The organism is Desulforadius tongensis (assembly GCF_016907915.1).
GTDB lineage: Bacteria > Bacillota > Desulfotomaculia > Desulfotomaculales > Desulfohalotomaculaceae > Desulforadius > Desulforadius tongensis.
Genome location: NZ_JAFBCW010000028.1, coordinates 1 through 26,293 on the forward strand (window position 1 = coordinate 1; position 26,293 = coordinate 26,293).

Annotated in this window: 24 protein-coding genes; 21 read left to right on the forward strand and 3 right to left on the reverse strand. The window is 48.5% G+C overall.

Annotated features, from left to right (window positions below; genetic code table 11):
* Positions 1 to 103 precede the first annotated feature (103 nt).
* Both JOC37_RS10515 and JOC37_RS10520 read right to left on the reverse strand, forming a co-directional pair.
* On the reverse strand, positions 104 to 844 hold the full coding sequence (locus JOC37_RS10515) for a DNA alkylation repair protein (protein WP_204618725.1): 741 nt from the start codon (positions 842 to 844) through the stop codon (positions 104 to 106).
* Between the two features lie 160 nt (positions 845 to 1,004).
* Positions 1,005 to 2,774 (reverse strand): Rqc2 family fibronectin-binding protein, encoded by a 1,770-nt coding sequence (locus JOC37_RS10520; protein ID WP_204618727.1) that lies wholly within the window; start codon positions 2,772 to 2,774, stop codon positions 1,005 to 1,007.
* 127 nt (positions 2,775 to 2,901) lie between these two features.
* Between JOC37_RS10520 and JOC37_RS10525 the strand changes: the two genes are divergently transcribed.
* Positions 2,902 to 5,640 (forward strand): calcium-transporting P-type ATPase, PMR1-type, encoded by a 2,739-nt coding sequence (locus JOC37_RS10525; protein ID WP_204618787.1) that lies wholly within the window; start codon positions 2,902 to 2,904, stop codon positions 5,638 to 5,640.
* Positions 5,641 to 5,699: 59 nt separating this feature from the next.
* On the opposite strand, the gene JOC37_RS10530 is transcribed toward JOC37_RS10525, so the two are convergent.
* On the reverse strand, positions 5,700 to 6,917 hold the full coding sequence (locus JOC37_RS10530) for a cation:proton antiporter (protein ID WP_204618729.1): 1,218 nt from the start codon (positions 6,915 to 6,917) through the stop codon (positions 5,700 to 5,702).
* A gap of 137 nt (positions 6,918 to 7,054) precedes the next feature.
* Between JOC37_RS10530 and JOC37_RS10535 the strand changes: the two genes are divergently transcribed.
* The 20 genes from JOC37_RS10535 (at position 7,055) to JOC37_RS10630 (ending at position 26,292) form a co-directional block, all read left to right on the forward strand.
* On the forward strand, positions 7,055 to 7,468 hold the full coding sequence (locus JOC37_RS10535) for a CBS domain-containing protein (protein WP_204618731.1): 414 nt from the start codon (positions 7,055 to 7,057) through the stop codon (positions 7,466 to 7,468).
* Between the two features lie 113 nt (positions 7,469 to 7,581).
* On the forward strand, positions 7,582 to 8,427 hold the full coding sequence (gene dapF / locus JOC37_RS10540; RefSeq protein ID WP_238480881.1) for a diaminopimelate epimerase: 846 nt from the start codon (positions 7,582 to 7,584) through the stop codon (positions 8,425 to 8,427).
* 270 nt (positions 8,428 to 8,697) lie between these two features.
* Positions 8,698 to 9,879, forward strand: coding sequence for an LL-diaminopimelate aminotransferase (locus JOC37_RS10545; protein WP_204618735.1), 1,182 nt, complete (start codon positions 8,698 to 8,700; stop codon positions 9,877 to 9,879).
* A gap of 77 nt (positions 9,880 to 9,956) precedes the next feature.
* Positions 9,957 to 11,153 (forward strand): pyridoxal phosphate-dependent aminotransferase, encoded by a 1,197-nt coding sequence (locus JOC37_RS10550; protein ID WP_204618736.1) that lies wholly within the window; start codon positions 9,957 to 9,959, stop codon positions 11,151 to 11,153.
* 165 nt (positions 11,154 to 11,318) lie between these two features.
* Positions 11,319 to 12,197 carry a YicC/YloC family endoribonuclease gene (locus JOC37_RS10555; protein WP_204618738.1) on the forward strand — a complete coding sequence of 293 codons (879 nt, stop codon included), beginning with the start codon at positions 11,319 to 11,321 and terminating at the stop codon, positions 12,195 to 12,197.
* Between the two features lie 110 nt (positions 12,198 to 12,307).
* The gene (gene remA, locus JOC37_RS10560; protein ID WP_204618740.1) at positions 12,308 to 12,580 is read left to right on the forward strand and encodes an extracellular matrix/biofilm regulator RemA; all 273 of its coding nucleotides are present in this window, start codon (positions 12,308 to 12,310) and stop codon (positions 12,578 to 12,580) included.
* 1 nt (position 12,581) lies between these two features.
* Entirely contained in the window at positions 12,582 to 13,196 is a 615-nt protein-coding gene (gene gmk, locus JOC37_RS10565; protein ID WP_204618742.1) for a guanylate kinase, read from the forward strand.
* Positions 13,193 to 13,390 carry a DNA-directed RNA polymerase subunit omega gene (rpoZ, locus tag JOC37_RS10570; protein WP_204618744.1) on the forward strand — a complete coding sequence of 66 codons (198 nt, stop codon included), beginning with the start codon at positions 13,193 to 13,195 and terminating at the stop codon, positions 13,388 to 13,390. The genes gmk and rpoZ overlap by 4 nt, the downstream gene beginning before the upstream one ends.
* 34 nt (positions 13,391 to 13,424) lie before the next feature.
* Positions 13,425 to 14,627: a bifunctional phosphopantothenoylcysteine decarboxylase/phosphopantothenate--cysteine ligase CoaBC gene (gene coaBC / locus JOC37_RS10575; protein ID WP_204618746.1), complete on the forward strand. Its 1,203-nt coding sequence runs from the start codon at positions 13,425 to 13,427 to the stop codon at positions 14,625 to 14,627.
* Positions 14,617 to 16,830 (forward strand): primosomal protein N', encoded by a 2,214-nt coding sequence (gene priA / locus JOC37_RS10580; RefSeq protein ID WP_204618748.1) that lies wholly within the window; start codon positions 14,617 to 14,619, stop codon positions 16,828 to 16,830. Before coaBC ends, priA begins: the two co-directional genes overlap by 11 nt.
* Before the next feature lie 94 nt (positions 16,831 to 16,924).
* Positions 16,925 to 17,380, forward strand: coding sequence for a peptide deformylase (gene def / locus JOC37_RS10585; protein WP_204618750.1), 456 nt, complete (start codon positions 16,925 to 16,927; stop codon positions 17,378 to 17,380).
* Positions 17,381 to 17,386: 6 nt separating this feature from the next.
* Positions 17,387 to 18,343 (forward strand): methionyl-tRNA formyltransferase, encoded by a 957-nt coding sequence (fmt, locus tag JOC37_RS10590; protein ID WP_204618752.1) that lies wholly within the window; start codon positions 17,387 to 17,389, stop codon positions 18,341 to 18,343.
* Positions 18,336 to 19,115 carry a DUF116 domain-containing protein gene (locus tag JOC37_RS10595; protein WP_204618754.1) on the forward strand — a complete coding sequence of 260 codons (780 nt, stop codon included), beginning with the start codon at positions 18,336 to 18,338 and terminating at the stop codon, positions 19,113 to 19,115. The genes fmt and JOC37_RS10595 overlap by 8 nt, the downstream gene beginning before the upstream one ends.
* Entirely contained in the window at positions 19,115 to 20,473 is a 1,359-nt protein-coding gene (gene rsmB / locus JOC37_RS10600; protein WP_204618756.1) for a 16S rRNA (cytosine(967)-C(5))-methyltransferase RsmB, read from the forward strand. The genes JOC37_RS10595 and rsmB overlap by 1 nt, the downstream gene beginning before the upstream one ends.
* A 43-nt stretch (positions 20,474 to 20,516) precedes the next feature.
* On the forward strand, positions 20,517 to 21,578 hold the full coding sequence (rlmN, locus tag JOC37_RS10605; protein ID WP_204618758.1) for a dual-specificity RNA methyltransferase RlmN: 1,062 nt from the start codon (positions 20,517 to 20,519) through the stop codon (positions 21,576 to 21,578).
* A 67-nt stretch (positions 21,579 to 21,645) separates the two neighbouring features.
* Positions 21,646 to 22,422, forward strand: a complete 777-nt coding sequence (locus JOC37_RS10610) for an FhaA domain-containing protein (RefSeq protein ID WP_204618760.1) — start codon at positions 21,646 to 21,648, stop codon at positions 22,420 to 22,422.
* Between the two features lie 2 nt (positions 22,423 to 22,424).
* Positions 22,425 to 22,940 (forward strand): FHA domain-containing protein, encoded by a 516-nt coding sequence (locus JOC37_RS10615; protein WP_204618762.1) that lies wholly within the window; start codon positions 22,425 to 22,427, stop codon positions 22,938 to 22,940.
* Complete coding sequence (locus JOC37_RS10620; protein WP_204618764.1) at positions 22,894 to 23,607, forward strand: Stp1/IreP family PP2C-type Ser/Thr phosphatase; 714 nt, start codon at positions 22,894 to 22,896, stop codon at positions 23,605 to 23,607. Before JOC37_RS10615 ends, JOC37_RS10620 begins: the two co-directional genes overlap by 47 nt.
* Positions 23,608 to 23,621: 14 nt before the next feature.
* Positions 23,622 to 24,914 (forward strand): FtsW/RodA/SpoVE family cell cycle protein, encoded by a 1,293-nt coding sequence (locus tag JOC37_RS10625; protein WP_204618766.1) that lies wholly within the window; start codon positions 23,622 to 23,624, stop codon positions 24,912 to 24,914.
* On the forward strand, positions 24,904 to 26,292 hold the full coding sequence (locus tag JOC37_RS10630) for a peptidoglycan D,D-transpeptidase FtsI family protein (RefSeq protein WP_204618768.1): 1,389 nt from the start codon (positions 24,904 to 24,906) through the stop codon (positions 26,290 to 26,292). Before JOC37_RS10625 ends, JOC37_RS10630 begins: the two co-directional genes overlap by 11 nt.
* Position 26,293 lies beyond the last annotated feature (1 nt).

Sequence of the window (26,293 nt, forward strand, 5' to 3'; positions counted from 1 at the left end):
CTAACCCGTCAGGGTTACGATGAAGCAGGAAACCTACGAATTCGTTTCGTCCAGGAAGCCCCTTCCTGAGCGGAGCGAAGGGAGGGGTAGTTCACAATAGACCTTATTTATATCCAAGGGCTTTTTTTCCCATTTTAGAATTGGCTGGTAAGAGTCTCCTTCGTTCTGGAACCTGAACTAAGTTTTCCAGTTCCTTCATAGCATCTTTGCCAATCCATCGCTGTGCTTTAGTTCCATTTTCAATAAGTTCACTGGCCAATATAACTGCCTTATCGTGTTCAGCAGAGCCATATTTTCCTATCTCTCTCAAAGCCCAACTAATCGACTTTTTAACATATTTTTGATTATCATCGGAACATTCTTTGATGAGCTTTAAGAAATGGTCCAGTTCTTCTGAAGAAAAATCTTCATGTATAACTAAGCAGGCAATTGTTGAAAAAGCAGCCCGTTTAAAAAACTCTCTATGATCATAAGCCCATTCTGTAATCTTACCTTTAGCTTTCTCTACATACCGTATTAAATTATTACACAAATGGTCGCATAAATCCCACGATTTAACATCCTTCAGCCAAGATTCTATTAATTCAGGGGTAGTTTTTTTCGGGTCTGCAATTAGTACTGCTAAAAGGCGGGTTTCACGGTAACCTGCGTCCCACAATTCGGCAGCAAGCTCATGATTAGTGCCAATTTTTTTTGCTGTTTTTCGAACATTTGCTGTCGCCACTCCCAAAGCATGATGAATAGGGATGCCCAGTTCAGCAACGTTCAGTTTATATTTTTCGGAAGCAAAAGTTTTTAAATATTCAATAATTTTTTCTGTTGAATCTAATTCTACTTTTCTCATAAGCAGATAACCTCAATTTTATTTATATTTTATAAATTAATGAAACCAAAATTTTAAAAGGCCTTGGTAAAAGGGGCGCGACAAAATTACTTTCCATGGACCGCGGCACAGTTTGTGAGAGCGGTAACACCACGGAAAATCACCGTGGTGTTACCCTGCTTTATTGTTTTAATTTGCGCACCAATTTCTCATCCGGGTGGATAATAACCGTCTGCTGGTTTTCGTATATTACCATACCCGGCTTGGCTCCCTTTGGTTTGTGTACGTGTTTGATATAAGTATAATCCACCGGTACGCTGCTGGACTGCCTGGCTTTGCTGTGAAAGGCGGCCAGCACCGCTGCCTGTTCTAATGTACCGGCCGGTACTTTTTGCCCTTCGGTACGAATTATTACGTGAGAGCCCGGTATCTCCTTGGTATGCAGCCACAAGTCATGGGGTTGGGCAGCGCGCTGGGTAATGTAATCATTTTGCCGGTTGTTTTTACCCACCAGTATGGTAAATCCATCGGTGGATTGGAATACCAGGGGTTGGGGTTTGGTGTGCTGTTTTTTATCCTGCCTTCTACCCCTGTTTGCAGTTTGCGGTTTTATATAGCCCTGGGAAACCAGCTCGTTTTCTGTTTCTTCCAGGTCATGGATGGTGTTTGACTGGCGTATGGCTATCTCCACTGCTTCTAAATACTGCAGTTCTTCTTCAGCCTGGGATAGCTGCTGCTGTACTGCTTTAACGGTGTTTTTTGATTTGACATATTTTTTAAAAAGGGCCTGTACATTTTCCGAGGGAGTTAATTGGGGGTTCAGTTCAATGGTTATTTTTTTCCATTCCGGATGGTAAAAATTTTCCACTTCCACTTTGTGCATGCCCTTTTTCAGCTTGTGCATGTTGGCGGTGAGCAGTTCCCCGTAAAGGCGGTAATCTTCTCCCCGGGCTGCCTGCTGTAAGCTCTTTTGGTACTTGGGCAGTTTCTTTTGCAGTCTGTTGATATTATTTTCCACTACTGTAAGCAGAGACTGTTTTTTAGAATTAATCTGCTGCAGGTAATCCTTTGCTGTGTAAAAATCGTTCAATATCTGGTTCATTTCCCCGTGCTGAATTTTGTGTTCTTCAAATTGGGTCAGGTTAAAGGCAGCAAAATCCTTAGGGGTGCCGTCCCGGTTAAAAACCAGGGTGGGGTTGAATTTTTTTTCTTCTAAGCTGCTGCCAATTTCACTGAAATGCTGCCAAAGCAGCCGCAGTTCATATTCACCGCAGTGATTTAGCGTCATATCCAACGGCAATCCGCAGCGGTAAACCACTTCCCGGCACATGAGGGGAGAAAAACCGTCAAAGGTTTTTAATAATATATCAGTCAGTTTCAGGTCAATATCCGCTGCGGTGAGCAGCGCGAAGAAGCGTTCTTCGTTTAACTGACCGGGGCTGTTTTTACCCTGCTCCGGGGGGGAAATATATTCCCGGCCGGGTAAAACCTCCCTGTGGCGGCTGACCGCGTGGGAATAGCGCTTGATGCCGTCAAGGATTTTGTTGTTTTGATCCACTAAAATGATGTTGCTGTGCTTGCCCATTATTTCAATAATTAAAGTTTTCACCGCCGGGCGCCCCAGTTCATCCCTGGTATTTATTTTCAGGTGCAGAATGCGTTCCAACCCCGGCTGGGTTATTTCACTGATATATCCCCCATCCAAATGCTTGCGCAGCACCATACAAAATAACGGCGGGTTGGAGGGGTTGGGTTTGCTTTTGGCTGTAATATGCACCCGGGCGTTACCGGCGTTGGCGGATATTAACAGCCGGTAACGTTCCCGGGGTTTGCTGAGCACCAGTACCAGTTCTTCCTTTAAAGGCTGGTATATTTTTTCTACCCGGGCCCCGGTTAACTTGTTTTTTAATTCATGGCTCACTGCAGCCATTACCAGTCCGTCGAAAGGCATATTAAATACCACTCCTTTACCGGTTCATTATAGCATATTGCGGTTATATTTGCCTGTCCATGGAATATGTATATCTATAGGCAGGTTAAATTTGGCAGTTGATAATGCTGTTAAAGAGGTGACGTTTATGGCGGGAAAATGGCATGTAATGGATGGACAGGATGTGGTGAACAAGCTCGGTTCCAGTGCTGAAAAAGGGTTGGATGAGCGGGAAGCCAAAGGGCGGTTAAAGCATTTTGGTCCCAACCAGTTGGTAGCTGCCCCTAAAAGCCCTCCCTGGGTGATGTTTTTAAACCAATTTAAAGATTTCATGGTGCTGGTGTTAATAGCAGCCACCGTAGTAAGCGGTTTTTTACACGAGTGGGCCGATGCCATAACAATTATAATCATTGTGGTGGTAAACGCTGTTTTGGGTTTTGTGCAGGAGTTCCGGGCGGAAAAATCCATGGAAGCGTTAAAACAGCTGGCGGCACCGGAGGCAAAAGTAATACGAAACGGTGCCGAGAGAAGGGTGCCGGCGGCGGAACTGGTGCCCGGTGATGTGGTGTTATTGGAATCCGGGGATAAGGTGCCGGCGGATATGCGCCTGCTGGAAACGGTGAACTTGGAAGTGGAAGAATCTTCGCTCACCGGTGAATCAAACCCGGTGCCCAAAAGGGCGGGAAAGATGGAACGGGAAAATGTCAGTGTGGGAGATACCTGTAATATGGCTTATATGGGTACGGTGGTTACCAGGGGACGGGCCAGGGGAATAGTGGTTTCCACCGGCATGGCCAGTGAGATGGGACAGATAGCGGGCATGATTCAGGAAGTGGGCGAAGAACAAACCCCTCTGCAGCGGCGGCTGGCTCAGCTGGGCAAGGTGCTGGTGGCCTTCTGCCTGTTTATATGTGCGCTGGTGGTGGTGCTGGGCGTGATGCGTGGTGAACCGGCCTATCGCATGTTTTTAGCCGGGGTGAGTTTGGCGGTGGCGGCAATACCGGAAGGGCTGCCGGCCATTGTTACCATTGCCCTGGCCATTGGTGTACAGCGCATGATTAAACGCAACTCTATTATTAGACGGCTGCCGGCGGTGGAAACGCTGGGCTGTGCCACCGTTATCTGTTCAGATAAAACCGGTACTCTTACGCAAAATAAAATGACGGTGCGCCGGGTGGTAACGGCAGGGGCTGAGGCCGAGGTAAGCGGCGAGGGATATAGTCCCAGGGGAGATTTTACCTTTGTAAAGGGCAGGGAAGGAAAAGAATTTAGACTGCTGCTAAAAGCAGCGGCCCTTTGCAACAATTCTGTGCTCACCAAGGGTGAGATTGGAGTTGGCGGTTTGCTGCGCCGGTTTTCTAAACCCCAAAGGGAGTGGAACATCAGCGGAGACCCCACCGAAGGGGCGCTTTTGGTGATGGCAGCCAAGGCGGGGATATGGCGCCGGCAGATAGAAAAAGAAGAGCGGCGGGTGGCCGAGCTGCCCTTTGATTCCGACCGTAAACGAATGACGGTGATTTACAGCGATAAAAATAACAACCGTACCGCCTATGTTAAAGGGGCCCCTGATGTGGTACTGGAACTGTGCACCCGTGTTTACAGCAGCGGGAAAATACTGCCCATGACCACTGCCACCCGGAAAAGTATAGCCAGGCAGAATGCCGTCATGGCCGGGGAGGCGCTTCGGGTGCTGGCACTGGCTGTGCGGGAACTGCCTTCCAACATTACCGATTATAATGAGGATACCGTTGAGCGCAACCTGGTTTTCCTCGGCCTGGCGGGCATGATTGACCCGCCCCGGCCGGAGGCGCTGCAGGCGGTTTTAACATGCAGGCGGGCCGGTATTAAAACGGTGATGATTACCGGAGATCACCGGCTGACGGCCCGGGCCATTGGGGAAGAACTGGGGCTGTTGGGTCATAACGGTAAGGTGCTTACCGGGGTTCAACTGGATGCCATGGATGATGAAACGCTGCAGCGGGAAGCGGAAAATGTGGCGGTATATGCCCGGGTTTCGCCCCGGCATAAACTGCGCATAGTGCGGGCGTTGAAAAATAACGGCCACGTGGTGGCCATGACCGGAGACGGCGTTAATGATGCCCCGGCGGTGAAGGAAGCGGATATCGGTATTGCCATGGGTAAAACCGGAACCGATGTAACCAAAGAGGCCTCCTCCATGGTGCTGGCCGATGATAATTTTAAATCCATTGTTGATGCCGTGGAAGAGGGACGGGGGATTTACGACAATATTAGAAAGTTTATCCGGTATTTACTTTCCTGCAATGTGGGGGAAGTGCTGGTAATGTTTCTGGCGGTATTGGGCGGGCTGCCGCTGCCCCTGCTGCCCATTCAGATATTGTGGATGAATTTGGTTACCGACGGCCTGCCGGCCATGGCGCTGGGAGTGGATCCGGCCCACAGGGATATTATGAACAGGCCGCCCAGGCATCCCCAGGAAAGCGTTTTTGCCAACGGCTTAGGCTGGCGTATTTTAGGCAGTGGAACTGTTATTGCTTTAGGTACGCTGGTGGCTTTTTGCCTGGGGCTGGTTTGGAGAGACGAAGCATTGGCCCGTACCATGGCCTTTAACACGCTGGTGTTTTTCCAACTGTTCTATGTGTTTGTGTGTCGTTCCGAACATCATTCCATTTTAGATATTGGTTTGTTTACAAACCCCCACCTGCTGGTGGCGGTGGCGGTATCCGCAGCCCTGCAGTTGATGGTGGTGTATGTACCGTTTCTGCAGCCAATCTTTAAAACTGTACCTTTACAACCGCTGCACTGGGTGGCGGTGCTGGTGATAAGTTTTACCCCCACGTTTTTAAGTACCATTACCATGCAGGTGCGCAGGCGGGCCCGGCGGCATTTTTCCTACCTGCGGGTGTAAATAAAAGATGATTATTAAAGAGAGAACCATCTAAAAAATTGGTTCTCTCTTTGTTTACGCTATTTTATCTCACCGGCCCTTTTCAGACTCGTTTTGGCGAATATGGGGCCGATTAACTCGTGGATTACCGTGGCACCGATGATAACGTTTAATATAATGTCGGAGATATTGTCAAAGGCGGGGTTTTGCCTGATGATTAAAGCTAACCCGATAACAATACCACCTTGAGGAATTAAACCGCCCACTGTATATTTTTTGACCCTTTGCGGTGATCTGGCGATGGCCGCTCCAAACCTGGTGCCGAGGAATTTTCCCGTAATCCTGAAAATCACAAAGCTCGCCACAAGAGCTGAAGTGTTTTTTAATACCGCAAAGTCCAGCTGCATACTGCTGATAACAAAGAAGAGAACAAAAATTAATTCCTCTATATAGCGCTCCAGCAGTTTAAAAATTTTATCCCGCAGGACATTGTAATTGACAACAGCTGCACCCATAACCATGGTGGATAAAAGTTCATCAAAGTGAAATTTGGCAGCGGTGCCGAAGCACATTAACACCAGTCCCAGTACAACGACTATTAATACCCCCTCTGTTTCCCTTTTTTCCAATACCGTAATTAAGTTAAATAACAGCCCGTAGGCGAGGCCGACGATGATGGCACCGGAAATTGCCGTTACAGGTTCCAGTATGGATGAAGAGGCAGCAGAAACACTGTTGGCTTGAACAAACATTTGAGCCAATGCGGTGGCGATACTGAAATTAATAATTCCAAACACATCATCAAAGGCAGCAGCACCCATAATAGTTGAAGAGACCTGTCCCCTGGCGTTATATTCGTGTTTTACTGCCAGTGCAGCCGAGGGGTCGGTGGGTGAACCAAGGGAGCCCATTAAAATGCTGAGGGGAATAAATACCGCCGGCCAGGTGGCGTTTTCAATGGGGATAAAAAATGGTGTTATAGCTATAAAACCAATTAAAATTGTCAGGAATGCAAACAGTGATTCAAAAAAAGCAATGCTCAGTATACCTTTACCCAGTTCTTTCACTTTACTGTACAGTAAAGTGCCTCCCACGGAAAAAGTGATGAAGGATAGAGAAATATCTGTAACAATAGCGGTTTGATCAGCAAAATTTTTGAAAAGAGTATTAAAAATATCCAGGTTGAGAAAAATACCAGCCAAAATGTAACCGGTGATTCTGGGCAGTTTAACCCTGGTGGCCGCTTCGCCAAAGATATAACCGGCAAAGATGATTAAACCGATGTTAAAAATAAGCAATATTTTTACCCCTCCAGTTTTGCAGCGGTTTATGGTAGCATCATAGTATGGTGTGCTGAATAATTTAATTGTTCTCTTGTTGCTTATTGTGCCCAATGTTTTACTTTTTCTAAAAGGTACTTAGGAGGGTATAGTAGATGAACATTGCCTTTTTTCTTTTGCCCAAAAACGAAGTTATCTGCCTGTCACCGGAATGTACCGTCCGGCAGGCGCTGGAAAGAATGGAATATCACAGCTATAGTGCTGTACCGCTGGTTGATGATGAAGGAAAATACGTGGGAACAATAACGGAAGGTGACCTGCTGTGGAAATTAAAAAACACCCCGGAACTGGATTTTAAAGGTACAGAAAAAATTAAGTTGAAAGATGTGCCCCGCAGGATGAATATCAAGCCCATATATATCAATGCAGAAATTGAAAACCTGCTTTCACTGGCCATTGAGCAAAACTTTGTACCGGTGGTTGATGATAACGGGATCTTTATCGGGATTATAAGAAGAAGGGAAATTATCGAGTACTACGCTCAGTCGATACTAAAGAAGCAGAAATAATATATTGTATACTTACGGTTTTACAATTGGTTTTAAATAAAATATTGAATATAATGGATTTAATGGTACAGTAATATTTATATATGCACGATCACTTAAGGAGGAACTTTAACTTGCGTTTTACTAAAGTGCATGGATTGGGCAACGACTTTGTAATTGTTAACTGCTTACAAGGTGCCCATTTGCCCGGGGACTTGGCCCAGCTGGCCAGAGATGTGTGCCACCGCAATTTCGGCATCGGTGCTGACGGTTTGGTGCTGCTGCGGCCGTCAGAAACGGGAGATTTGCGGATGCAGATAATAAATTCGGACGGCAGTGAAGCGGAGATGTGCGGCAATGCCATCCGCTGCGTGGCCAAATATGTTTACGATCATGACATTGTCAAAAAGCAGAAAATACGGGTGGAAACTCTGGCCGGCATCATAGTGCCGGAAGTAATTGTAGAAGACGGTGCTGTTTCCATGGTCAGGGTAGATATGGGTGAGCCGAGATTGGAGCGGGCTCAAATACCCATGACCGGGCCGGAGGGCAGGGCGATAAACCAACCGCTGGTTGTAGAAGACAAAACTTATAATATAACCGCTGTTTCCATGGGTAACCCCCACTGTGTCATCTTTGTACCGGATGTGGAATCCGTTCCGTTAAGTGAAATAGGACCGAAAATTGAAAAACATCCCGCCTTTCCCCAAAAGACCAATGTGGAATTTGTACAGGTGTTAAGCAAAGAGGAAGTGCGGATGAGAGTATGGGAGCGGGGAGCGGGCATTACCATGGCCTGCGGTACAGGAGCCTGTGCCACCGGCGTAGCGGCGGCACTGAACGGTTTTACCGGAAGAAAGGTAACGGTACATTTGGACGGCGGCCCGTTGATTATAGAATGGGCAGGGGACAACCGGGTATACATGACCGGCCCGGCTGCAGAGGTGTTCAGCGGGGAGTATGCGCCTGCCAAACATTAGATTCGTTGATAATAGTTCCATATATTGATATACTAAGGCAAAACTGGATTTGAAAGGCCCGTGGAGTTTTTCCCGGGCCCACCCTTTGTATGACCAGCAGATTTAAGCAGGTGGACCCTTTGTACAAGTGTAGACACTCATGCCATAGATGGCACCAACAGGCATGAGAATCCCGGCAGAGCCATTTGCGGCAGCGAACGTTTTTCAGCGAGCAGCTGCCGAACTTATTAAGATACCATTTTTTAAGGTAGTGAAGGAGGAACAAGGAACTTGTTAAATTTTGAACAGGCTGAAAGAATTAAAAACCTGCCACCGTACTTATTTGCCCGTATTGAAAAATTAATTGCCGAGAAAAAAGAGCAGGGTGTGGATGTAATTAGCCTGGGTATTGGTGACCCTGATCTTCCCACCCCCGGCCACATTATTGAAGAACTGAAGAAAGAAGCGGAAAACCCAGCTAACCACCAGTACCCGTCTTCAGTGGGCATGCTCAGCTACCGCCAGGCGGTGGCCGATTTTTACCAGAAGCGTTTTGGGGTAGAACTGGATGCTAAGTCAGAAGTGGTAGCGCTGATTGGTTCCAAAGAAGGTATTGCGCACATTTCATGGTGCTACTTAAATCCCGGTGATGTGGTGCTGGTGCCGGATCCCGGCTACCCGGTATACGCCGGCGGGGCAATTTTAGCCGGGGCAGAACCCTACGCGGTAAAATTAAAAGAGGAAAACGGCTTTAAGCCTAATTATGCCGATATTCCCAGCGAAGTGGCCCGAAAAGCTAAAATGATGTTTATAAATTATCCCAACAACCCCACCGGGGCCACAGCTGATGTGAAATTTTTTGAAGAAACCGTGGCCTTTGCCAAGGAATATAACATTTTGGTTTGTCACGACAACGCTTATTCAGAAATTGCCTTTGACGGTTATCGTCCGCCCAGCTTTTTGGAAGCCAGAGGTGCCAAAGAGGTGGGTATCGAATTTGGTTCGGTATCCAAGCCCTATAACATGACCGGCTGGCGTATCGGCTGGGCAGCAGGTCACCCCGAAGTGGTGGAAGCGCTGGGCCGGTTAAAGAGCAATTTGGACAGCGGACAGTTCCAGGCTGTCCAGTACGCGGCCATTAAAGGGTTAACCGGTCCTCAGGATGCTTTGAAGAAAAACGTGGCCATCTATGATGAACGCAGAAAAGTGGTGGTGGAGGGTTTAAACGCCCTGGGTTGGAACGTGCAGGCACCAAAGGCGACCTTCTATGTGTGGGCACCGGTGCCTAAAGGCTACACGTCTGCTTCTTTTGCTGAATATGTGATAGAAAAAACCGGTGTGGTTATTACCCCCGGAAATGGTTACGGCGAAAGCGGGGAAGGTTACTTCCGCATTTCTTTAACCATTCCCAAGGAGCGCCTGGAAGAGGCCTTTAGAAGGATGAAGGAAAGCCTGGGTAAATTAGAATTTTAATGCAGGCTCTTTGGTTTATAAAGATTTACTGCTACTTCAGTACAATAAACTACATAAACTTAAGGAGAGAGTAAAAAATGAAACTTGCCGAACGAGCAGCTAAGATTAGCCCCAGTCCTACGCTGGCCATCGATTCCAAGGCCAAGCAGTTAAAGGCTGAGGGAGTAAAGGTATTCAATTTTGGGGTTGGGGAGCCGGATTTTGATACCCCGCAGCACATAAAAGATGCTGCCATTGAAGCCATCAATGCCGGGATGACCAAATATACACCGGCAGCAGGGACACCGCAGTTAAAACAGGCTATTGTGGATAAATTCAAGCGGGAAAACGGGCTGGATTACGAGCCGGCGCAAATAGTGGTATCGGCCGGTGCTAAGCACTCGCTGTATAACGCCTTTCAAGTGCTGGTGGAAGATGGTGACGAGGTGGTTTTGCCTGCACCGTTCTGGGTTAGTCACCTGGAACAGATTAAAATCACCGGTGCCAAGCCGGTTATTGTGATGACTACCGAAGAAAACGGTTTTAAAATGACCCCGCAGCAGCTTAGGGAAGCCATTACTCCCAAAACAAAGGTGGTGCTGTTAAACAGTCCCAGCAACCCCACCGGTGGAGTTTACACCAGGGAAGAACTGGAAGCGCTGGGTAAAGTGATATTGGAACATGATAATATCATCGTCATATCCGACGAAATATATGAAAAACTGATATATGACGGCATGGAACATATCAGTATTGCCAGCCTGAGTGAGGAATTAAAAGAGCGCACCGTGGTGATTAACGGGGTATCCAAGGCCTACTCCATGACCGGTTGGCGCATTGGTTATGCCGCTGCTCCCCTGGAAATCGCCAAAGCCATGGCTAATTTACAAAGTCATTCCACCAGCAACCCCACATCCATTGCCCAGGCTGCCAGTATAGCAGCCCTTAATGGGCCCCAACAGCCGGTGGAGGAAATGAAAAAGGAGTTTGTAAAAAGGCGGGACTACATGCTGGAAAGATTGCTATCCATTGCCGGCATCAGTTGTCCCAAACCCAATGGTGCTTTTTACCTGTTCCCCAACGTAAGTGCGTACTTTGGCAAAAGCTATCGAGGGAAGGAGATAAACAGCGCCACTGACCTGGCTGCTGTGCTGCTGGATGAGGTTCAGGTGGCTGTGGTTCCCGGTGTTGCCTTTGGTAATGATGATTTCCTGCGCTTTTCCTATGCCACTGATATGGAAACCATTACCGAGGCCATGAACCGGATTGAAAAGGTTTTGGCAGAGGTAAAATAAGCTGTATTTTTTAAACACAACCCTTCCTTAGCCAGGAAGGGTAATTTTATGCTGTTTATTGCATTGTTCTTTAAAAATAAAGGATTTTCGTTTTAAAAGTAGAAAAATTATCTTTAAGGTAAATAATCAATAATATATTATTAATATACTGGGTGGTGAAAGACTTTGCTCAAAAGCATGACCGGGTATGGCCGGGGAGAGGCCGGTGCCTGTGGTCGCAAATTTACCGTGGAGCTGAAGTCAGTTAATCATCGCTTTTGCGAAGTGATGATCCGTTTGCCCCGGGTGATGTCGCCTTTGGAAGACCGTATCCGCCGTGTAATTCAAAAACGCATCAGCCGGGGGCGGGTTGATGGCTATATTTCAATTGAAGAAACAGAACAAAAAACCCAACAGGTAAAAGTTGACAAAAACCTGGCAGTGGCTTATTATAAGGCAATGAAAGAATTAGAGAGTTTACTGCCTATAACCGGCCAAATTGAGCTTAGAGACATTATAAATCTGCCCAATGTATTAGTTCTGGAAGAACCGGCAGAAGATTTGGAAGAATGGTGGCCGGCAGTGGAAGAAGCAGTGAATGAAGCCCTGGATAAACTTGTTCAAATGCGCGCTGCCGAGGGTGAGCAGCTGGAAGCAGATTTGAAAAAACGGATGGAAAAAATCAGGCGGTGTAACGATGAAATTCGCAAACGTGCCCCAGAGGTGGTGGAAGACTATCGGAAACGTTTAAACCAGCGGCTGGCCCACTGGAAAGGCGAAGGGATGCTGGATGAAAACCGCATGGCAGCGGAAGTGGCCATCTTCGCAGAGCGGGCCAACATCACCGAGGAAACCGTTCGTTTAAACAGTCATTTAAATCAAATGGCCAAATGTCTTCAGTCTGAAGAACCGGTGGGCCGCAAATTGGATTTTTTAGTACAGGAAATGAACAGGGAGATTAATACCATTGGTTCAAAGGGTAATGACCTGGAAATTTCTAAATTAGTTGTTAATGTTAAGAGCGAAATAGAAAAGATACGGGAACAGGTACAAAACATTGAATAGTAACTTTTCCAAAAATGAACCCCCGGCATCCATTTATAATGGCAAATGCTTTTGAGTGAGTGTTCGGGCATATAAGTACAGTTGAAAAGATGAGGGAGGGGACATATTTTATGGATATTAAATTGATAAACATTGGTTTTGGTAATATTGTTTCGGCAAACAGGATTATAGCCATTGTAAGCCCGGAATCTGCGCCCATAAAGCGGATAATAACCGAGGCCCGGGAGCGCGGAATGCTTATTGATGCCACCTACGGCAGGCGTACCCGTGCGGTTATTATAACCGACAGTGATCATGTAATTTTGTCAGCCGTGCAGCCTGAAACGGTGGCCAACCGCTTGATAACCAAGGAATCTAATACCCAGGAAGAGTATAACGACTAGCATGGTTAAAAAGGGTATATTATTGGTATTATCGGGGCCTTCTGGGGCGGGTAAGGGTACTGTTTGCCAAGCCTTAATACAGGATAACAGTTCAATACATTTATCCATATCGGTTACAACAAGGGCCCCGCGACCCGGTGAACAGCACGGCAAAAATTACTTCTTTATCAGCCGGGAAGAATTTGAACAAATGGTGGCACAAGACCAGCTTTTGGAATGGGCTAAGGTATATGATAATTATTACGGAACACCGCGCCGGTGGGTAGAGGAAAAATTGGTCCAGGGTGAAGATGTGCTGCTGGAAATTGACATTCAAGGGGCCCTGCAGATTAAGAAAAAATACCCCGATTGTATTTTGGTGTTTATTGTACCGCCTTCTATAAACGAGCTGCAGGCCCGCTTGATAAGTCGTGGTACGGACTGTGATGATGTTATTAAAAGACGGTTGAGCTGTGTGGAAGGGGAACTGCAGGAAATTCCCAAGTATGACTTTATAGTTGTTAATGACAAACTGGAAGAAGCGGTAAATGAAGTGAAGGCCATTATTACCGCTGAAAAATGCAGGCCAAAATACTTTGATTTGCAGAAATATTTACAGTGGGGAGGTTTGTCATGAACCGCATTTCGCTGGATGAACTGTTGAAAAAAGCAGACAGCCGCTACAGTTTGGTAGTGGCCACCGCTAAAAGAGCCAGGGAGCTAACCGATATGCAGGAATTGGAAGATGAGAAAACAACGGGCAGGAAGGTGGTATCTGCTGCTCTGGAAGAAATTGCTAGTGGTAAAATTGAGATCAGTTATCCAAAATAATTTAAATACACGGAATTGATGGAGGTTTTACAGTGTGTTAACCGGCAAAAAAATTACAGTGGGTATCGCCGGGGGTATCGCCGCATATAAAGCGGCAGAATTGGTTAGCGGCCTGGTTAAGAACGGTGCCGACGTGCGGGTGGTAATGACTGCTTCGGCCCGGGAATTTATACAGCCGTTAACTTTTTCCGCGCTGTCAGGAAATACGGTGTATACAGATATGTTTGATTCATCGCACCGGTATGGGGTAACGCATATAGAATTGGCTCAAAATGCAGATTTATTGGTGGTGGCTCCGGCCACCGCCAATATTATTGCCAAGGCTGCCAATGGTATCGCCGATGATCTGCTGTCCACAATTATACTGGCGGCCAATATCCCCGTGATGATATGCCCGGCAATGAATACCGTGATGTACAATAACCCAGTGGTGCAGCAGAACATTGAAAAACTGTGCCAGCTGGGTTGCCGTATTGTGGGGCCCAACAGCGGCATACTGGCCTGCGGGGCCAAAGGACCGGGCCGCATGAGTGAGCCCCGGGAAATACTGCAGGCCATTAAACGTTTTTTTGCCCCTGACTTGGCCGGTGTAAATATACTGGTATCGGCAGGTCCAACCAGGGAACCGCTGGATCCGGTGCGTTACCTTACCAACCGCAGTTCCGGTAAAATGGGTTACAATTTAGCCCGGGCTGCTGCCGAACGGGGGGGCAATGTGGTGCTGGTGAGCGGGCCGGTTAACCTGCCGCCGCCGGCGGGAGTGGAGTTAATTAAAGTGGAAACCGCCGAGCAGATGCGCCGGGCCATGCTGGATAATTTTTCTGCGGCGGATATAGTGCTGAAGGCTGCTGCAGTGGCGGATTATCGTCCCAAGCATGCGGCCGGCGAAAAAATAAAAAAGAATGACGATGCCGTGGCTTTGCAGTTGGTAAAAAACCCCGATATACTGGCTGAACTGGGGCAGTTGAAAAAACATCAAATACTGGTGGGTTTTGCTGCCGAAACCGGTAATATTCAGGAATATGCCCGGAAAAAGTTGGAACAAAAAAATTTAGACATGATAGTGGCCAACAACGTCAGTGAAGAGGGAGCGGGGTTTGATGTTGACACTAATATTGTCACCATTATTTACCGGAACGGTGATATGAAAAAACTGCCCCGGATGAGTAAGTATGCAGTGGCTCAAAGCATATTGGATGAAGTGACAGCATACCGGAGTGAACGGTTTGGGAAATAACAAGTATGCGGAGGTATTCGTTGAGATACCCAGCCGGCAGCTGGACAGGCCCTTTCATTACATTGTTCCACAGCATTTACAGCCGCTGCCGGTGGGCAGCAGGGTGCTGGTGCCTTTTGGGTCCCGTACGGTTCCCGGGTATGTAGTGGATTACTCGCTGCCGCCGGAGGGGGTAAAAGTAAAACCGGTGCAGAAAGTACTGGGAGAAGGTTTAACCCCTGAATTATTGGAATTGGCCCGGTGGTTATCCACTAGATATTTTTGTACCTTTGCAGAAAGTTTACACTGCGTACTGGGACCGGGAAGAGAGAAAAAGCGGGTGCCCCGGGGATTGTATGCAGCGGTGGAAAAACAGCAGTTGGCAGCGTTAAGTGTTACGCCCAAACAGCGCGGGGTGCTGGAAACTGCCCTGGCCAGGCCGGGGTTAAACAGAACCCAATTGGCCCGGGCTGCGGGTGTTTCGGCATCCACCGTGGGAACACTGTTAAAGAAAAAATTATTAAAGTGGGCGGCCGGTGATACTGCCGTCAATAATGAAGAAACCAGGGCGGAAAAACCTCCCCCGCTGACGCTGGAGCAGCAGGAAGTGGTTGGACATTTAAAAAGGGCCATAAGCAGGGGGGGGTACGGTGCTTTCTTACTGCACGGTGTCACCGGCAGCGGTAAAACGGAAGTGTATTTGGCAGCCATTGCAGAGGTGTTGAAAAGGGGCAAGCAGGCCATTGTGCTGGTGCCGGAAATATCTTTGACGCCCCAAATGGTGTCTGTTTTTTGCCGGCGGTTTGGCAGTAAAGTGGCGGTGCTGCACAGCAGGCTTTCCGCGGGGGAAAGATATGGTGAACACCGGCGCATTCAAAGGGGAGAAGCCCTGGTAGTGCTGGGTGCCCGCTCGGCGGTATTTGCACCGGTGCCTAAATTAGGTATTGTTATTATAGATGAAGAGCATGAACCAATGTATAAACAGGAGGAAAACCCCAAGTACCATGCCCGGGAAGTGGCTGTTCAGCGGGCCCGGATAACAGGGGCGGTGGTACTGCTGGCCAGTGCCACCCCGGCGCTGGAAAGTTACTGCCGGGCGGAACCCGGAGGCCCTTACCGGCTGTTGACCATGACCAAGCGGGTAAAAAATTTACCCCTGCCCAGGGTGGAAGTGGTGGATATGCGCCGGGAAATGGATGCCGGAAACCGCGGTATTTTCAGCCGGCTGCTGCTGGAAAAAATAACGGAGCGGCTTGAACAGCGGCAGCAGGTGGTGCTGTTTATAAACCGGCGGGGCTTTGCCACCTTTATTGTATGCCGTAAATGCGGACTGGTGCTGAAATGCCCCCACTGTGACATCTCATTAACTTACCATTATGATGGTTTCATGCGCTGCCACTACTGCAATTACAACCAGCGCGCGCCGGAGATCTGTCCCCGGTGCAGTGATGATGCCATTGGTTACTTTGGCGCCGGCACCCAAAAGGTGGAACAGGAAATAAGACGCTGTTTTCCCCAGGCCAGGGTGCTGCGCATGGATGGTGACACCACCGGCCGCAAGGGAGCACACCAAGAAATTATTGCTGCCTTTAAGGAAGGCCGGGGGGATATACTGGTGGGAACCCAGATGATTGCCAAGGGTTTGGATATGCCCAATGTCACCCTGGTGGGTGTGGTTAATGCGGATACCATGCTGTACATGCCGGAATTCAGGGCGGCGGAACGTACTTTTCAGCTGTTAACCCAGGTGGCCGGGAGAGCGGGGCGCGGCCGGTATCCCGGTGAAACGGTAATTCAAACCCACAGCCCGGAACATTATAGTATAATATATGCCAGAAACCATGATTTCCTCAGCTTTTATAACCAGGAAATGCAGCTGCGCCGGGCGCTGAAATACCCGCCCTTTTATTACCTTTCCCGGGTGCTGGTTAGTGGTGAAAACCACCAGCGGGTGGAGAAGGCGGCCCGGGAAATCAGGCATCTGCTGGATCAGCTGGCCGGGGCAGTTGAACAAGAGGAGAAGAAAGTGATAGTAATGGGTCCCGCGCCTTCAACGCTGTCAAAGATACAGAAACGCTACCGCTGGCAGGTGCTGATAAAGGGGCGCATGGCCGGCAGTGTGCGTCAAGTAACGGCAGAGGCGGTGCAGCTGTGGGGGCGGAAGAGCGGAGGAAGAAGTGAAGTGAGCGTAAGCGTTGACATAGATCCGCAGTTTTTGATTTAAAGCAGCACAAACCCAGCCAGCGCTGTGCAGATGCTGCCGGGCTCAGCAGGATAACTTTTAGGGTAGAACAAAGATTTGAAGGGTGGCGGAAAAAATGGCCGTTTATGAAATTGTTAAGAACGGGGATCCGGTACTGCGGGAAAAAGCCAAGGAAGTGCCTAAAATTACCCCGAACATTAAAAAACTGCTTGATAATATGCGCGATACCATGTACGCCAATAAAGGCGTGGGTTTGGCCGCGCCGCAAATTGGCGTTTCCAAGCGCGTGATAGTTGTAGACGTGGGAGAAGGACTGTTTGAATTAATTAACCCGGTAATAACTGAAAGCGAAGGAGTGGAAACTGACCTGGAAGGCTGCTTATCCATTCCGGGAGTGGTGGGTGAAGTGGCCAGGGCTGCCTCGGTGGTGGTGAAAGGTTTAAACCGTGACGGTAAAAAAGTGCGGATCAATGCCAGGGGCTTTCTTGCCCGGGCCTTTCAGCACGAGATTGATCATTTAGACGGAATATTATTTATCGATAAAGCTCAAAATGTGCGGAAGGAAGGATAATCTTTAATGCGTATTGTGTACATGGGAACGCCGGACTTTGCCGTGCCCTGTTTAGAAAAAATTATGGAACAAAAACACCATTTGCTGGCAGTGATTACTCAACCGGACCGCCCAAAGGGCAGGGGGAAAAAGCTGCAGCCGCCGCCGGTGAAAGTTGTGGCTGAAAGTTACAACCTGCCGGTTTACCAACCGGAAAAGATTAAAACGGCACAGTTTTTACAAACCTTAAAAGAATTAAACCCGGAACTGATAGTGGTGGTGGCCTATGGTAAAATACTGCCAAAGGAAATACTGGATTTGCCTCCCCTGGGTTGTGTAAATGTTCATGCTTCGCTGCTTCCCAAGTACCGGGGAGCGGCTCCCATTCACTGGGCAGTGATCAACGGGGAAAAAGAAACCGGGGTCACCACCATGTACATGAATGAGGGTATGGATACCGGTGACATGATATTATCCAAATCAATCCCCATTGATGATGACGATACCGTGGGAGAGGTGCATGACAGGCTGGCTGCGTTGGGAGCGGAAGTGTTGGGTGAAACTCTAACCCTTATTGCCAGCGGCAGCGCTCCCCGTGTTCCGCAGGATCACAGTCAGGCCACCTATGCGCCGATACTCAAGCGGGAGCACGAGCTGATAAACTGGAACCGTTCTGCCCGGGAAATTAAAAATCAAATCCGGGGCATGAACCCGTGGCCGGGCACTTATACCAAATTGGAAGGTAGGGTGCTGAAAATATGGCGGGCGGAAATTGTGGCCGGCAGCAGTAAGGAAAAGCCCGGTACGGTAATTTCTTCTACAAATGATCAACTGGTGGTCCAAACCGGGGCCGGCTGCCTGTCAATCACCGAACTGCAGCTGCAGGGCAGCAAACGGCTGGGTATCTGTGACTTTTTACGGGGCAGAAAGGTGCCCCCGGGTACCGTATTGGGGGCTGAGGGAGGTAATGATATTAATGATTAGCAGTTCTATGGTACAGCCCCAGGCCAAAAAGAGATTATTTATCGGCCTGTTGGCTGCCAGCTTACTGGCCGTGCTGGCGCTGGCGGGAATACTGTGGTATTTAATTTCCCATCCCACCACCGTACTGCAGCAGGTATTATTAGTTATGCTGATTGGGGCCATAATAATAATGATGGTGGCGGTGGCCTTTGGCATAGGCGGTATTGTGCTGACCATTTGGCTGGCTAAAACCATTACCCCGCTGCAGCCGCTGATGAGAGTGGCTATCAGCCTGCTGTTTCCGGTGGCCATTGGGCTGGGAAGAATATTTAAGATAGATACCGATAAAATAAAAAGATCCTTTATTGAAGTCAATAACCAGCTGGTGCGGACCAAGGAGTTAAAAATAAAACCTTCCCAGCTGCTGGTACTGGCACCCCACTGTCTGCAAAAAAGCAGCTGCCCGCATAAAATAACCACTGACATAAGTAATTGTAAAAGGTGCGGCGGGTGCCCGGTGGATAAACTGCTGGAAATTAGAGATCGCTGGGGAGTAAAGGTGGGGCTGGCCACCGGGGGGACACTGGCCCGCAAGTATGTAAAGGAATACCGCCCCAAAGCAGTGGTGGCCATTGCCTGTGAACGGGACCTGGCCAGCGGCATCCAGGACGCCAGTCCCCTGCCGGTACTGGGAGTATTAAACGAACGTCCCTTTGGGCCCTGTTTTAACACCCAGATATCCGTTCCCCGGGTGGAAGAGGCGATAAGATATTTTGCAGAGGTGGAAAAGTAATGACAAAGGTTACAGCCAGGGAACTGGCCCTAAAAGTATTAAAAGCGGTGGAAGAGGAAGGGGCTTATGCTAACCTGGCTTTAAACAAAATACTGGAAAAGTACCAGCCCGGGAAACTCGACCGGGCTTTTACTACAGAATTAACCTATGGTACATTACGAACATTAAACACCCTGGACTGGGTGATATCCCGGTTTTTAAAACAACCGCTGGCATCGCAAACGGTTTGGGTGCGCAACATATTGAGACTGGGAACCTACCAGCTGCTGTTTTTAGAAAAGATACCTCCTGCCGCTGCCTGTAACGAGGCTGTGGAACTGGCCAAAAAATATGCCCATGGTGGAGTGGTGAAGTTTGTAAACGGTGTGCTGCGGAACATTACCCGCAACCTGGATCAAATTGAGTACCCTGACATCAACAGTGATCCGGTAGGCCACGTGTCGCTGAAATATTCTCACCCCAGTTGGTTGGTGGAAAGGTGGTTGAAGGAATACGGGATTAAAGAAACGATTGCATTGTGTAAAGCCAACAATCTTACCCCACCTAACACTATACGTACCAACACACTGCGCCTCAGCCGGGATGAACTGATAGAAAAGCTGCATCAAGAAGGAGTTAAAACAGAGAAAACCAGGTATGCCGTGGAAGGGCTGAATATTAAAGACTTTTTATCCTTCCGGTCATTAAAATCCTTTCAGGAAGGGTTATTTCAAGTGCAGGATGAAAGTTCCATGCTGGTGGGGCACGCGTTAAACCCTGCCCACGGGTCCAGGGTGATTGATGCTGCCGCTGCCCCCGGGGGTAAAACTACCCATCTGGCCCAGCTGATGGAAAACACCGGGGTGATAATGGCCTTTGACCTGCATGAGCATAAAATAAACTTAATAAATGACAACTGCCGCCGGTTGGGCATTACCAACGTTAAAGGAAAGGCGAAGGACGCCAGGGAAATAGCTGCTGAATTTGAAAACTGGGCGGATTACGTTTTACTGGATGCCCCCTGCTCCGGCCTGGGTGTGCTGCGCCGCCGCGCCGATGTCAGGTGGCGCAAGGAAGCCTACCAGATTTCAGCCATAGTAAAACTGCAGCGGGAAATGCTGGAAAGCGTATGCCGGTGTGTAAGACCCGGCGGTGTACTGCTGTACAGTACCTGTACCATTACCAAGGAAGAAAATATAAATCAAATAAGATCTTTTCTGGCCAAACACAGTGAATTTAGATTAGAAGATTTAACCCCGCTGCTGCCCGCTGCTCTGTCCGGTGAACCGGGGGTCCGGCAGGGGTATATACAGTTGCTTCCCCATGTGCACGGAATGGACGGCTTTTTCATGGCCAGAATGAGGAAAAGAGGAATTTAATCAAAAAACAGAGAATATCCCCATATTGATAAGAGGCGGTAATATGGCCAAGGTTAATTTGATGGATTTAACTTTAGAGCAGATGAAAGAATTTTTGATTAATATCGGTGAAGAACCCTATCGAGGGAAACAGTTATGCCAGTGGGTTTTGCAGAAGGGCGTTAAAGATTTTAATGCCATGACCAACATTTCTAAGGCTTTACGCCAAAAACTGGAGCGGTTGGCTGCATTGGGCGGGGTAAATATCCTGGCCAGGCAGGAATCCGCTGGCGGTGACACCGTGAAATACCTTTTTCAATTTCCCGACGGGCAGGCGGTGGAAAGTGTATTAATGAAACATTCCTACGGCCGTACTGCCTGTGTTTCCACCCAGGTGGGATGCCGGATGGGCTGTCGTTTTTGTGCTTCCACCATAGAAGGGATGGTGCGCAATTTAAAGGCCGGGGAAATTTACGACCAGGTGCTGGCAATACAAAGGGACACCGGGGAGCGGGTAAGTCACGTGGTATTAATGGGCAGCGGCGAACCGCTGGATAACTACGATAATGCGGTACAGTTCATTAAAAATGTAACTGCGCCCTACGGCTTAAATATCAGTTACCGGCATATCACACTGAGCACCTGTGGGATAGTGCCGGGGATAAAAAAACTGGCCCGGGAAAAAATGCCCATAACGCTGGCTGTATCACTGCACGCCCCCAATGACCGGTTGAGGAACCAATTAATGCCCATAAACCGCAGGTACCCCCTTGGCCAGCTGATACCGGCCTGCAGAGAGTATGCGCAGGTTACCGGCAGAAGGATAACCTTTGAATATTCTCTCATAAAGGATGTCAATGACCGGGCTGAACATGCCAGTGAACTGGGAGAACTGCTAAAGCACATATCCTGTCATGTCAATCTTATTCCGGTGAACCCGGTAAGGGAGCGGGGCTTTAACCGTACACCCCAAGAACAGGTTAACAGGTTCAAAAACATATTAGCAGAACGGGGTATAAATGCCACCGTAAGAAAAGAAATGGGTACGGATATTGACGCGGCATGCGGCCAGCTGCGGCGGAAAACAATGAAAGCCGGGTTACCACAGGGTGGTACCACCGGGTAATGAAAAACCCCGGCAGCCGTTTGCCATTTATAAAAAAACGCATTTGAAAAACTAAAGAGGTGAAAAAATGGGCCTCTTTTCTGACTGGGAAAGTAATCTTGAAAAATACATAGAAAAATTCTTCAGGGGTAAGTTAAAAAGCCATGTCCAGCCGGTGGACATAGCTAAAAAACTTTACCGGGAAATGATAAGTTACCGCCGGGTAAGTGTAAATAAAATCTATGTTCCCAATGAATATAAGGTGCTGCTGCACCCGGGGGACTGGGAAAGTATAGGGGCCTTCCACAAATCACTGGTGCTGGAATTACAAGACTACCTGGTACAAAAAGCCCGGGAAAAAGAATTGACACCGGTGGCCCCGCCGGTGGTAATATTGAAAAAGAGCGATGACATAGAACCGGGGGAGATGGAAGTACAGGCTTCCTTTAGTGAAGCGGTACCGGTAAACAGGGAATTAATACGGCGGAAACAAAAAGAAAAGGAACCGCCGGATACCAATCAGGACACCATGCTGTACAAACCGGTAAAGGATTCTGCCATGCCGAAACCGGAAAAAACATATCGCCTGGTGGTGGAAGAAGGACAGGATAAAGGCAAAGAATTTCCTTTGGGAAATTACCGGATGGTGATAGGTAGGCGGGATACCTGCGATATTGTACTGGCAGACCCCAGCGTCTCCAGGCGTCATGCCCAGCTGGACAATCAGGACAGCCGGTATGTGCTGACAGATCTGAACAGCACCAACGGAACCTTTGTAAACGGGGAAAAAATAACCAAAAAACTGCTGGAACCGGAGGATGTCATAACCATTGGTACTACAGTCTGCATTTTCAAGGTGGATTAGCGATGTTAGAAAAACTTTTGTTGGTGCTGCAGTTTTTATTTTTAGGGACATTTTATTTGTTTTTATTTAAACTTACTTTGACTATACTGGAAGATCTGCGCAATCAATGCGGCGGTATAAAAAAACGGCCGGGCCGGGCAGAGAAACTTGACCTGCAGCCGGAACAGGGCGGGGCCGGGTTGATTGTACTGGCCAGTACGGACCATGAACTCCCCCCCGGCACCCAGATACCCCTTGGTAATCACACAACACTGGGTAGGGACTCTGCAAGCCGGGTGAGAGTTAAAGATAAATTCGTTTCTTCTCAACATGCGGTTATCAGTTACCGGAACGGCCAATACTGGATTGAAGATCTGGGCAGCTTAAACGGGACCTATGTAAATGAAGTAAAATTAGAACAACCTGTTGTGCTGGCTGATGGTGACAGGCTGCGAGTTGGGGGAGTTAGTTTTCAATTTGTGAGGTGGGCTTATGCGGTGGAGCCAAATAACAGAGGTGGGATTGGTCAGACCGGATAACGAAGATAACCTGTTGATTTGTGCCGATATAGGATTATTTGTAGTAGCTGACGGTATGGGTGGGCACCAGGCCGGTGAAGTGGCCAGCCGGGAAGCGCTGCTGTGCCTAGAAGAACAAGTGCGAAAGATGCTGCCTGAAGCCGGTGATCGGGGGCAGATGATGATCCAGGCCATGCACCGCGCTAATAAACATGTTTATGACCTGGCCAGCAAAAATGCCGGCCTGCACGGCATGGGTACCACCGTAACCGCCTGCCTGCTGGGGGACAAAGAAGTGCTGGTGGCCCATGTGGGAGACAGCCGGGCCTACCTGTTAAGGGATAACAAAATAACCCAGGTTACAGATGATCACTCACTGGTGGGCGAACTGGTCAAAAACGGCAGCATTACCGAAGAACTGGCCCAAATTCACCCCAAACGGAATATATTAACCCAAGCGGTGGGGGTTTTGCCCAGCATTGATGTGGATCTGTACAGGATTCCCCTGCATAAAGATGACAAGCTGCTTTTATGTACCGACGGCTTAACCAACCATCTCAAAGGCAGCGAGATAAACGAAATTGTAAATAATTCCCGTGATCTTAACGATGCGGTAAAAAAATTAGCCAATGCTGCGCTGGAACAGGGTGGTACGGATAACGTGTCTATAATCTTAATTGAAATATAAACAGGAGGCGGCCAATGTTTGGCGCAATAGTTAATTCCAGACGGCGGGAGAGGAAACTGCTGTTATACAGCGGTGTTTACCAGTTTGTGGGTATACTTATATTGTACCTGGGCGGGTTCTTTGATAAATTGCCCTCACATATGTGGGGGGTGGTTATAACCCTGGGTACGATACTGGCTTTTATGCTGGTCAGTGTTTTTTGGCAGTATAACGGGTTTAAAGCAGACCTGTTTTTACTGCCCATAACATCTGTTTTAACCGGCACCGGACTGGTTTTCCTGCTGCGGCTTGAACCGCACTATGCCGTGCGCCAGTTTTTTTGGCTGCTGGTGGCCCTGGCAGCACTGGTGGTGGTAACCACACTATTGCGCAGCTGTCAAGTGTTATCGGAATACCAATACATTTACGCCCTGCTGGGGGCAGTGCTGCTGCTGCTGCCTATTTTCTTGGGGGTAGAACAGGGCGGTTCCCGCAGCTGGTTGGATTTTCAATTATTTCAGGTGCAGACGTCAGAATTTGTAAAAATATTATTGGTGCTTTTTCTAGCTGCTTTTTTAGCTGAAAACAGAAGAATACTGTCAGCAGGCAGCGGTACCTTACTTGGTGTTCCCATTCCCGGGGTTCGAGATTGGGGTCCAATGGTGGCCATGTGGACAGTGGCCTTAATTCTGCTGGTATTTCAGCGGGATTTGGGCGCGGCGCTGATATATTTCTGCACCTTCTTAGCCATGGTTTACGCGGCCACCGCCCGGGTTTTTTACATAATATTTGGACTGGTAACCTTCCTGCTTGGCGGGCTTAGCAGTTACTTTATATTCCATCACGTTCGCCAGCGGGTGGATATTTGGCTTAACCCCTGGCCGTATTTTGAAACCTCCGGCTACCAGGTGATTCAATCACTGTTTGCCATCGGCAGCGGTGGGATATTGGGCACCGGGTTGGGGGCGGGAAAACCGGATTTAATTCCGGCGGTGCACACCGATTTTATCTTTGCGGCCATATGTGAAGAAATGGGATTGCTGGGCGGTTTAGGCATTATTATATTATTTCTTTTATTTATCTACCGCGGTTTCAAAATTGCCCTTCAGGCCCGGGATGATTTTTCCGCCTTGATGGCAGCGGGGTTAACCTCATTAACGGGGCTGCAGGTGTTTATAATCGTGGCCGGGGTAATTAAATTACTTCCTCTCACCGGGATAACAATGCCCTACATAAGTTACGGGGGCAGTTCGCTGGTGGTTAACTTTATACTGCTGGGTTTACTGTTAAACGTTTCACACAGGGCGGGCTTGAACAATGAAAAATAACATTGGCAAACTGGGTTGCTTTTTAGTGGCCCTATTAATTGTATTAATATTTTATTTATCGTACGTACAATTGGAAACCGGCCCCCGTTTGGCTGCTCATCCTAAGAACCAGCGAGTTTTGGAGCAGATCAGCATAACCCAGAGGGGAAATATATATGACAGGAATAGAATACCATTGGCTGAAACCCGCTGGGTTGACAACCACCGGCAGAGGTTTTACCCGTTTAAAAACGAAACCTGCCATTTGGTGGGATATACATCAAAAATATACGGGATTACCGGGTTGGAAGCGGCGTACAGCAAACAGCTGTTGGGGTTAACCGCTGCAGGCAGGTTTATAAACCTGGTGCGAAAAATACAGGGAAAGCCGCCGGCAGGGGAAGACTTGGTTTTAACATTGGATATAAAATTACAGCACCTGGCAGCAGAGCTGCTGGCAGAAACAAATAAGCCCGGGGCGCTGGTGGTTCTTGATCCCCGTACCGGGGCTGTTTTAGCTGCCGTTTCACAGCCATCCTTTGATCCCAATAACTTGGAAGAACAGTGGAAGGCGTTAATCAACAACCGGGATGCGCCGCTGTTAAACCGGGCCTTCCAGGGGGCGTATCCACCGGGTTCGGTAATGAAGCTGATAACAGCGGCCGGGGCTTTATCGGCGGGCTATACCGGTGAAGAGATGTTTCACTGCCCGGGTTATTTAATGGTCGATGGATATAAACTGGCAGACAACGGGGTCCATGGAAACATAAACATTATTGAAGCTATTGTGGTGTCGTGTAATAAAGTATTTGGAAAACTAGGCTTGGATTTGGGAAAAAAGAACTTCATGCAAACTGCCGAAAAATTTGGGTTTAAACAGGATTTTAATTTATCACTGGAGGTACGACCCAGCACCATATCCAGTGACCGGGATATGGATGAAAAGGAATTGGCTTCAGCAGCAATAGGACAGGGTGAACTTCTGGTCAGCCCCCTGCACATGGCACTGGTATCAGCGACCATTGCCAACGATGGGGTGATGATGCAGCCTTACCTGGTACAAGAGGTTATAAGCCCTTCGGGCCAAGTTTTATATCATCATAAACCCTCCGTTATGCAGCGGGCTGCCAGCAGTACCGTTTGCGCAGCAATTCGTAAAGCCATGATTGCCTCGGTGGAGCGGGGGACGGGAAAGGCAGCCCGTATAAAAAATGTCGCTGTGGCCGGCAAAACCGGTACCGCGGAGAATGAACACGGGCAGCCCCACGCCTGGTTTGTAGCTTTTGCACCTGCCCATCAACCGCGGGTGGCAGTGGCGGTAATCATAGAAAATGGCGGTTCAGGAGGAGCTGTGGCGGCACCCATCGCAAAACGGGTGATAATAGAGGCATTGAGGTGAT

Bases quoted from the DNA above. Each gene is read 5' to 3' on its own strand.
- JOC37_RS10515 (WP_204618725.1), bottom strand. From the start codon at position 844: ATGAGAAAAGTAGAATTAGATTCAACAGAAAAAATTATTGAATATTTA.
- JOC37_RS10520 (WP_204618727.1), bottom strand. From the start codon at position 2,774: ATGCCTTTCGACGGACTGGTAATGGCTGCAGTGAGCCATGAATTAAAA.
- JOC37_RS10525 (WP_204618787.1), top strand. From the start codon at position 2,902: ATGGCGGGAAAATGGCATGTAATGGATGGACAGGATGTGGTGAACAAG.
- JOC37_RS10535 (WP_204618731.1), top strand. From the start codon at position 7,055: ATGAACATTGCCTTTTTTCTTTTGCCCAAAAACGAAGTTATCTGCCTG.
- JOC37_RS10550 (WP_204618736.1), top strand. From the start codon at position 9,957: ATGAAACTTGCCGAACGAGCAGCTAAGATTAGCCCCAGTCCTACGCTG.
- remA (WP_204618740.1), top strand. From the start codon at position 12,308: ATGGATATTAAATTGATAAACATTGGTTTTGGTAATATTGTTTCGGCA.
- gmk (WP_204618742.1), top strand. From the start codon at position 12,582: ATGGTTAAAAAGGGTATATTATTGGTATTATCGGGGCCTTCTGGGGCG.
- rpoZ (WP_204618744.1), top strand. From the start codon at position 13,193: ATGAACCGCATTTCGCTGGATGAACTGTTGAAAAAAGCAGACAGCCGC.
- def (WP_204618750.1), top strand. From the start codon at position 16,925: ATGGCCGTTTATGAAATTGTTAAGAACGGGGATCCGGTACTGCGGGAA.
- fmt (WP_204618752.1), top strand. From the start codon at position 17,387: ATGCGTATTGTGTACATGGGAACGCCGGACTTTGCCGTGCCCTGTTTA.
- JOC37_RS10595 (WP_204618754.1), top strand. From the start codon at position 18,336: ATGATTAGCAGTTCTATGGTACAGCCCCAGGCCAAAAAGAGATTATTT.
- rsmB (WP_204618756.1), top strand. From the start codon at position 19,115: ATGACAAAGGTTACAGCCAGGGAACTGGCCCTAAAAGTATTAAAAGCG.
- rlmN (WP_204618758.1), top strand. From the start codon at position 20,517: ATGGCCAAGGTTAATTTGATGGATTTAACTTTAGAGCAGATGAAAGAA.
- JOC37_RS10610 (WP_204618760.1), top strand. From the start codon at position 21,646: ATGGGCCTCTTTTCTGACTGGGAAAGTAATCTTGAAAAATACATAGAA.
- JOC37_RS10615 (WP_204618762.1), top strand. From the start codon at position 22,425: ATGTTAGAAAAACTTTTGTTGGTGCTGCAGTTTTTATTTTTAGGGACA.
- JOC37_RS10620 (WP_204618764.1), top strand. From the start codon at position 22,894: ATGCGGTGGAGCCAAATAACAGAGGTGGGATTGGTCAGACCGGATAAC.
- JOC37_RS10625 (WP_204618766.1), top strand. From the start codon at position 23,622: ATGTTTGGCGCAATAGTTAATTCCAGACGGCGGGAGAGGAAACTGCTG.
- JOC37_RS10630 (WP_204618768.1), top strand. From the start codon at position 24,904: ATGAAAAATAACATTGGCAAACTGGGTTGCTTTTTAGTGGCCCTATTA.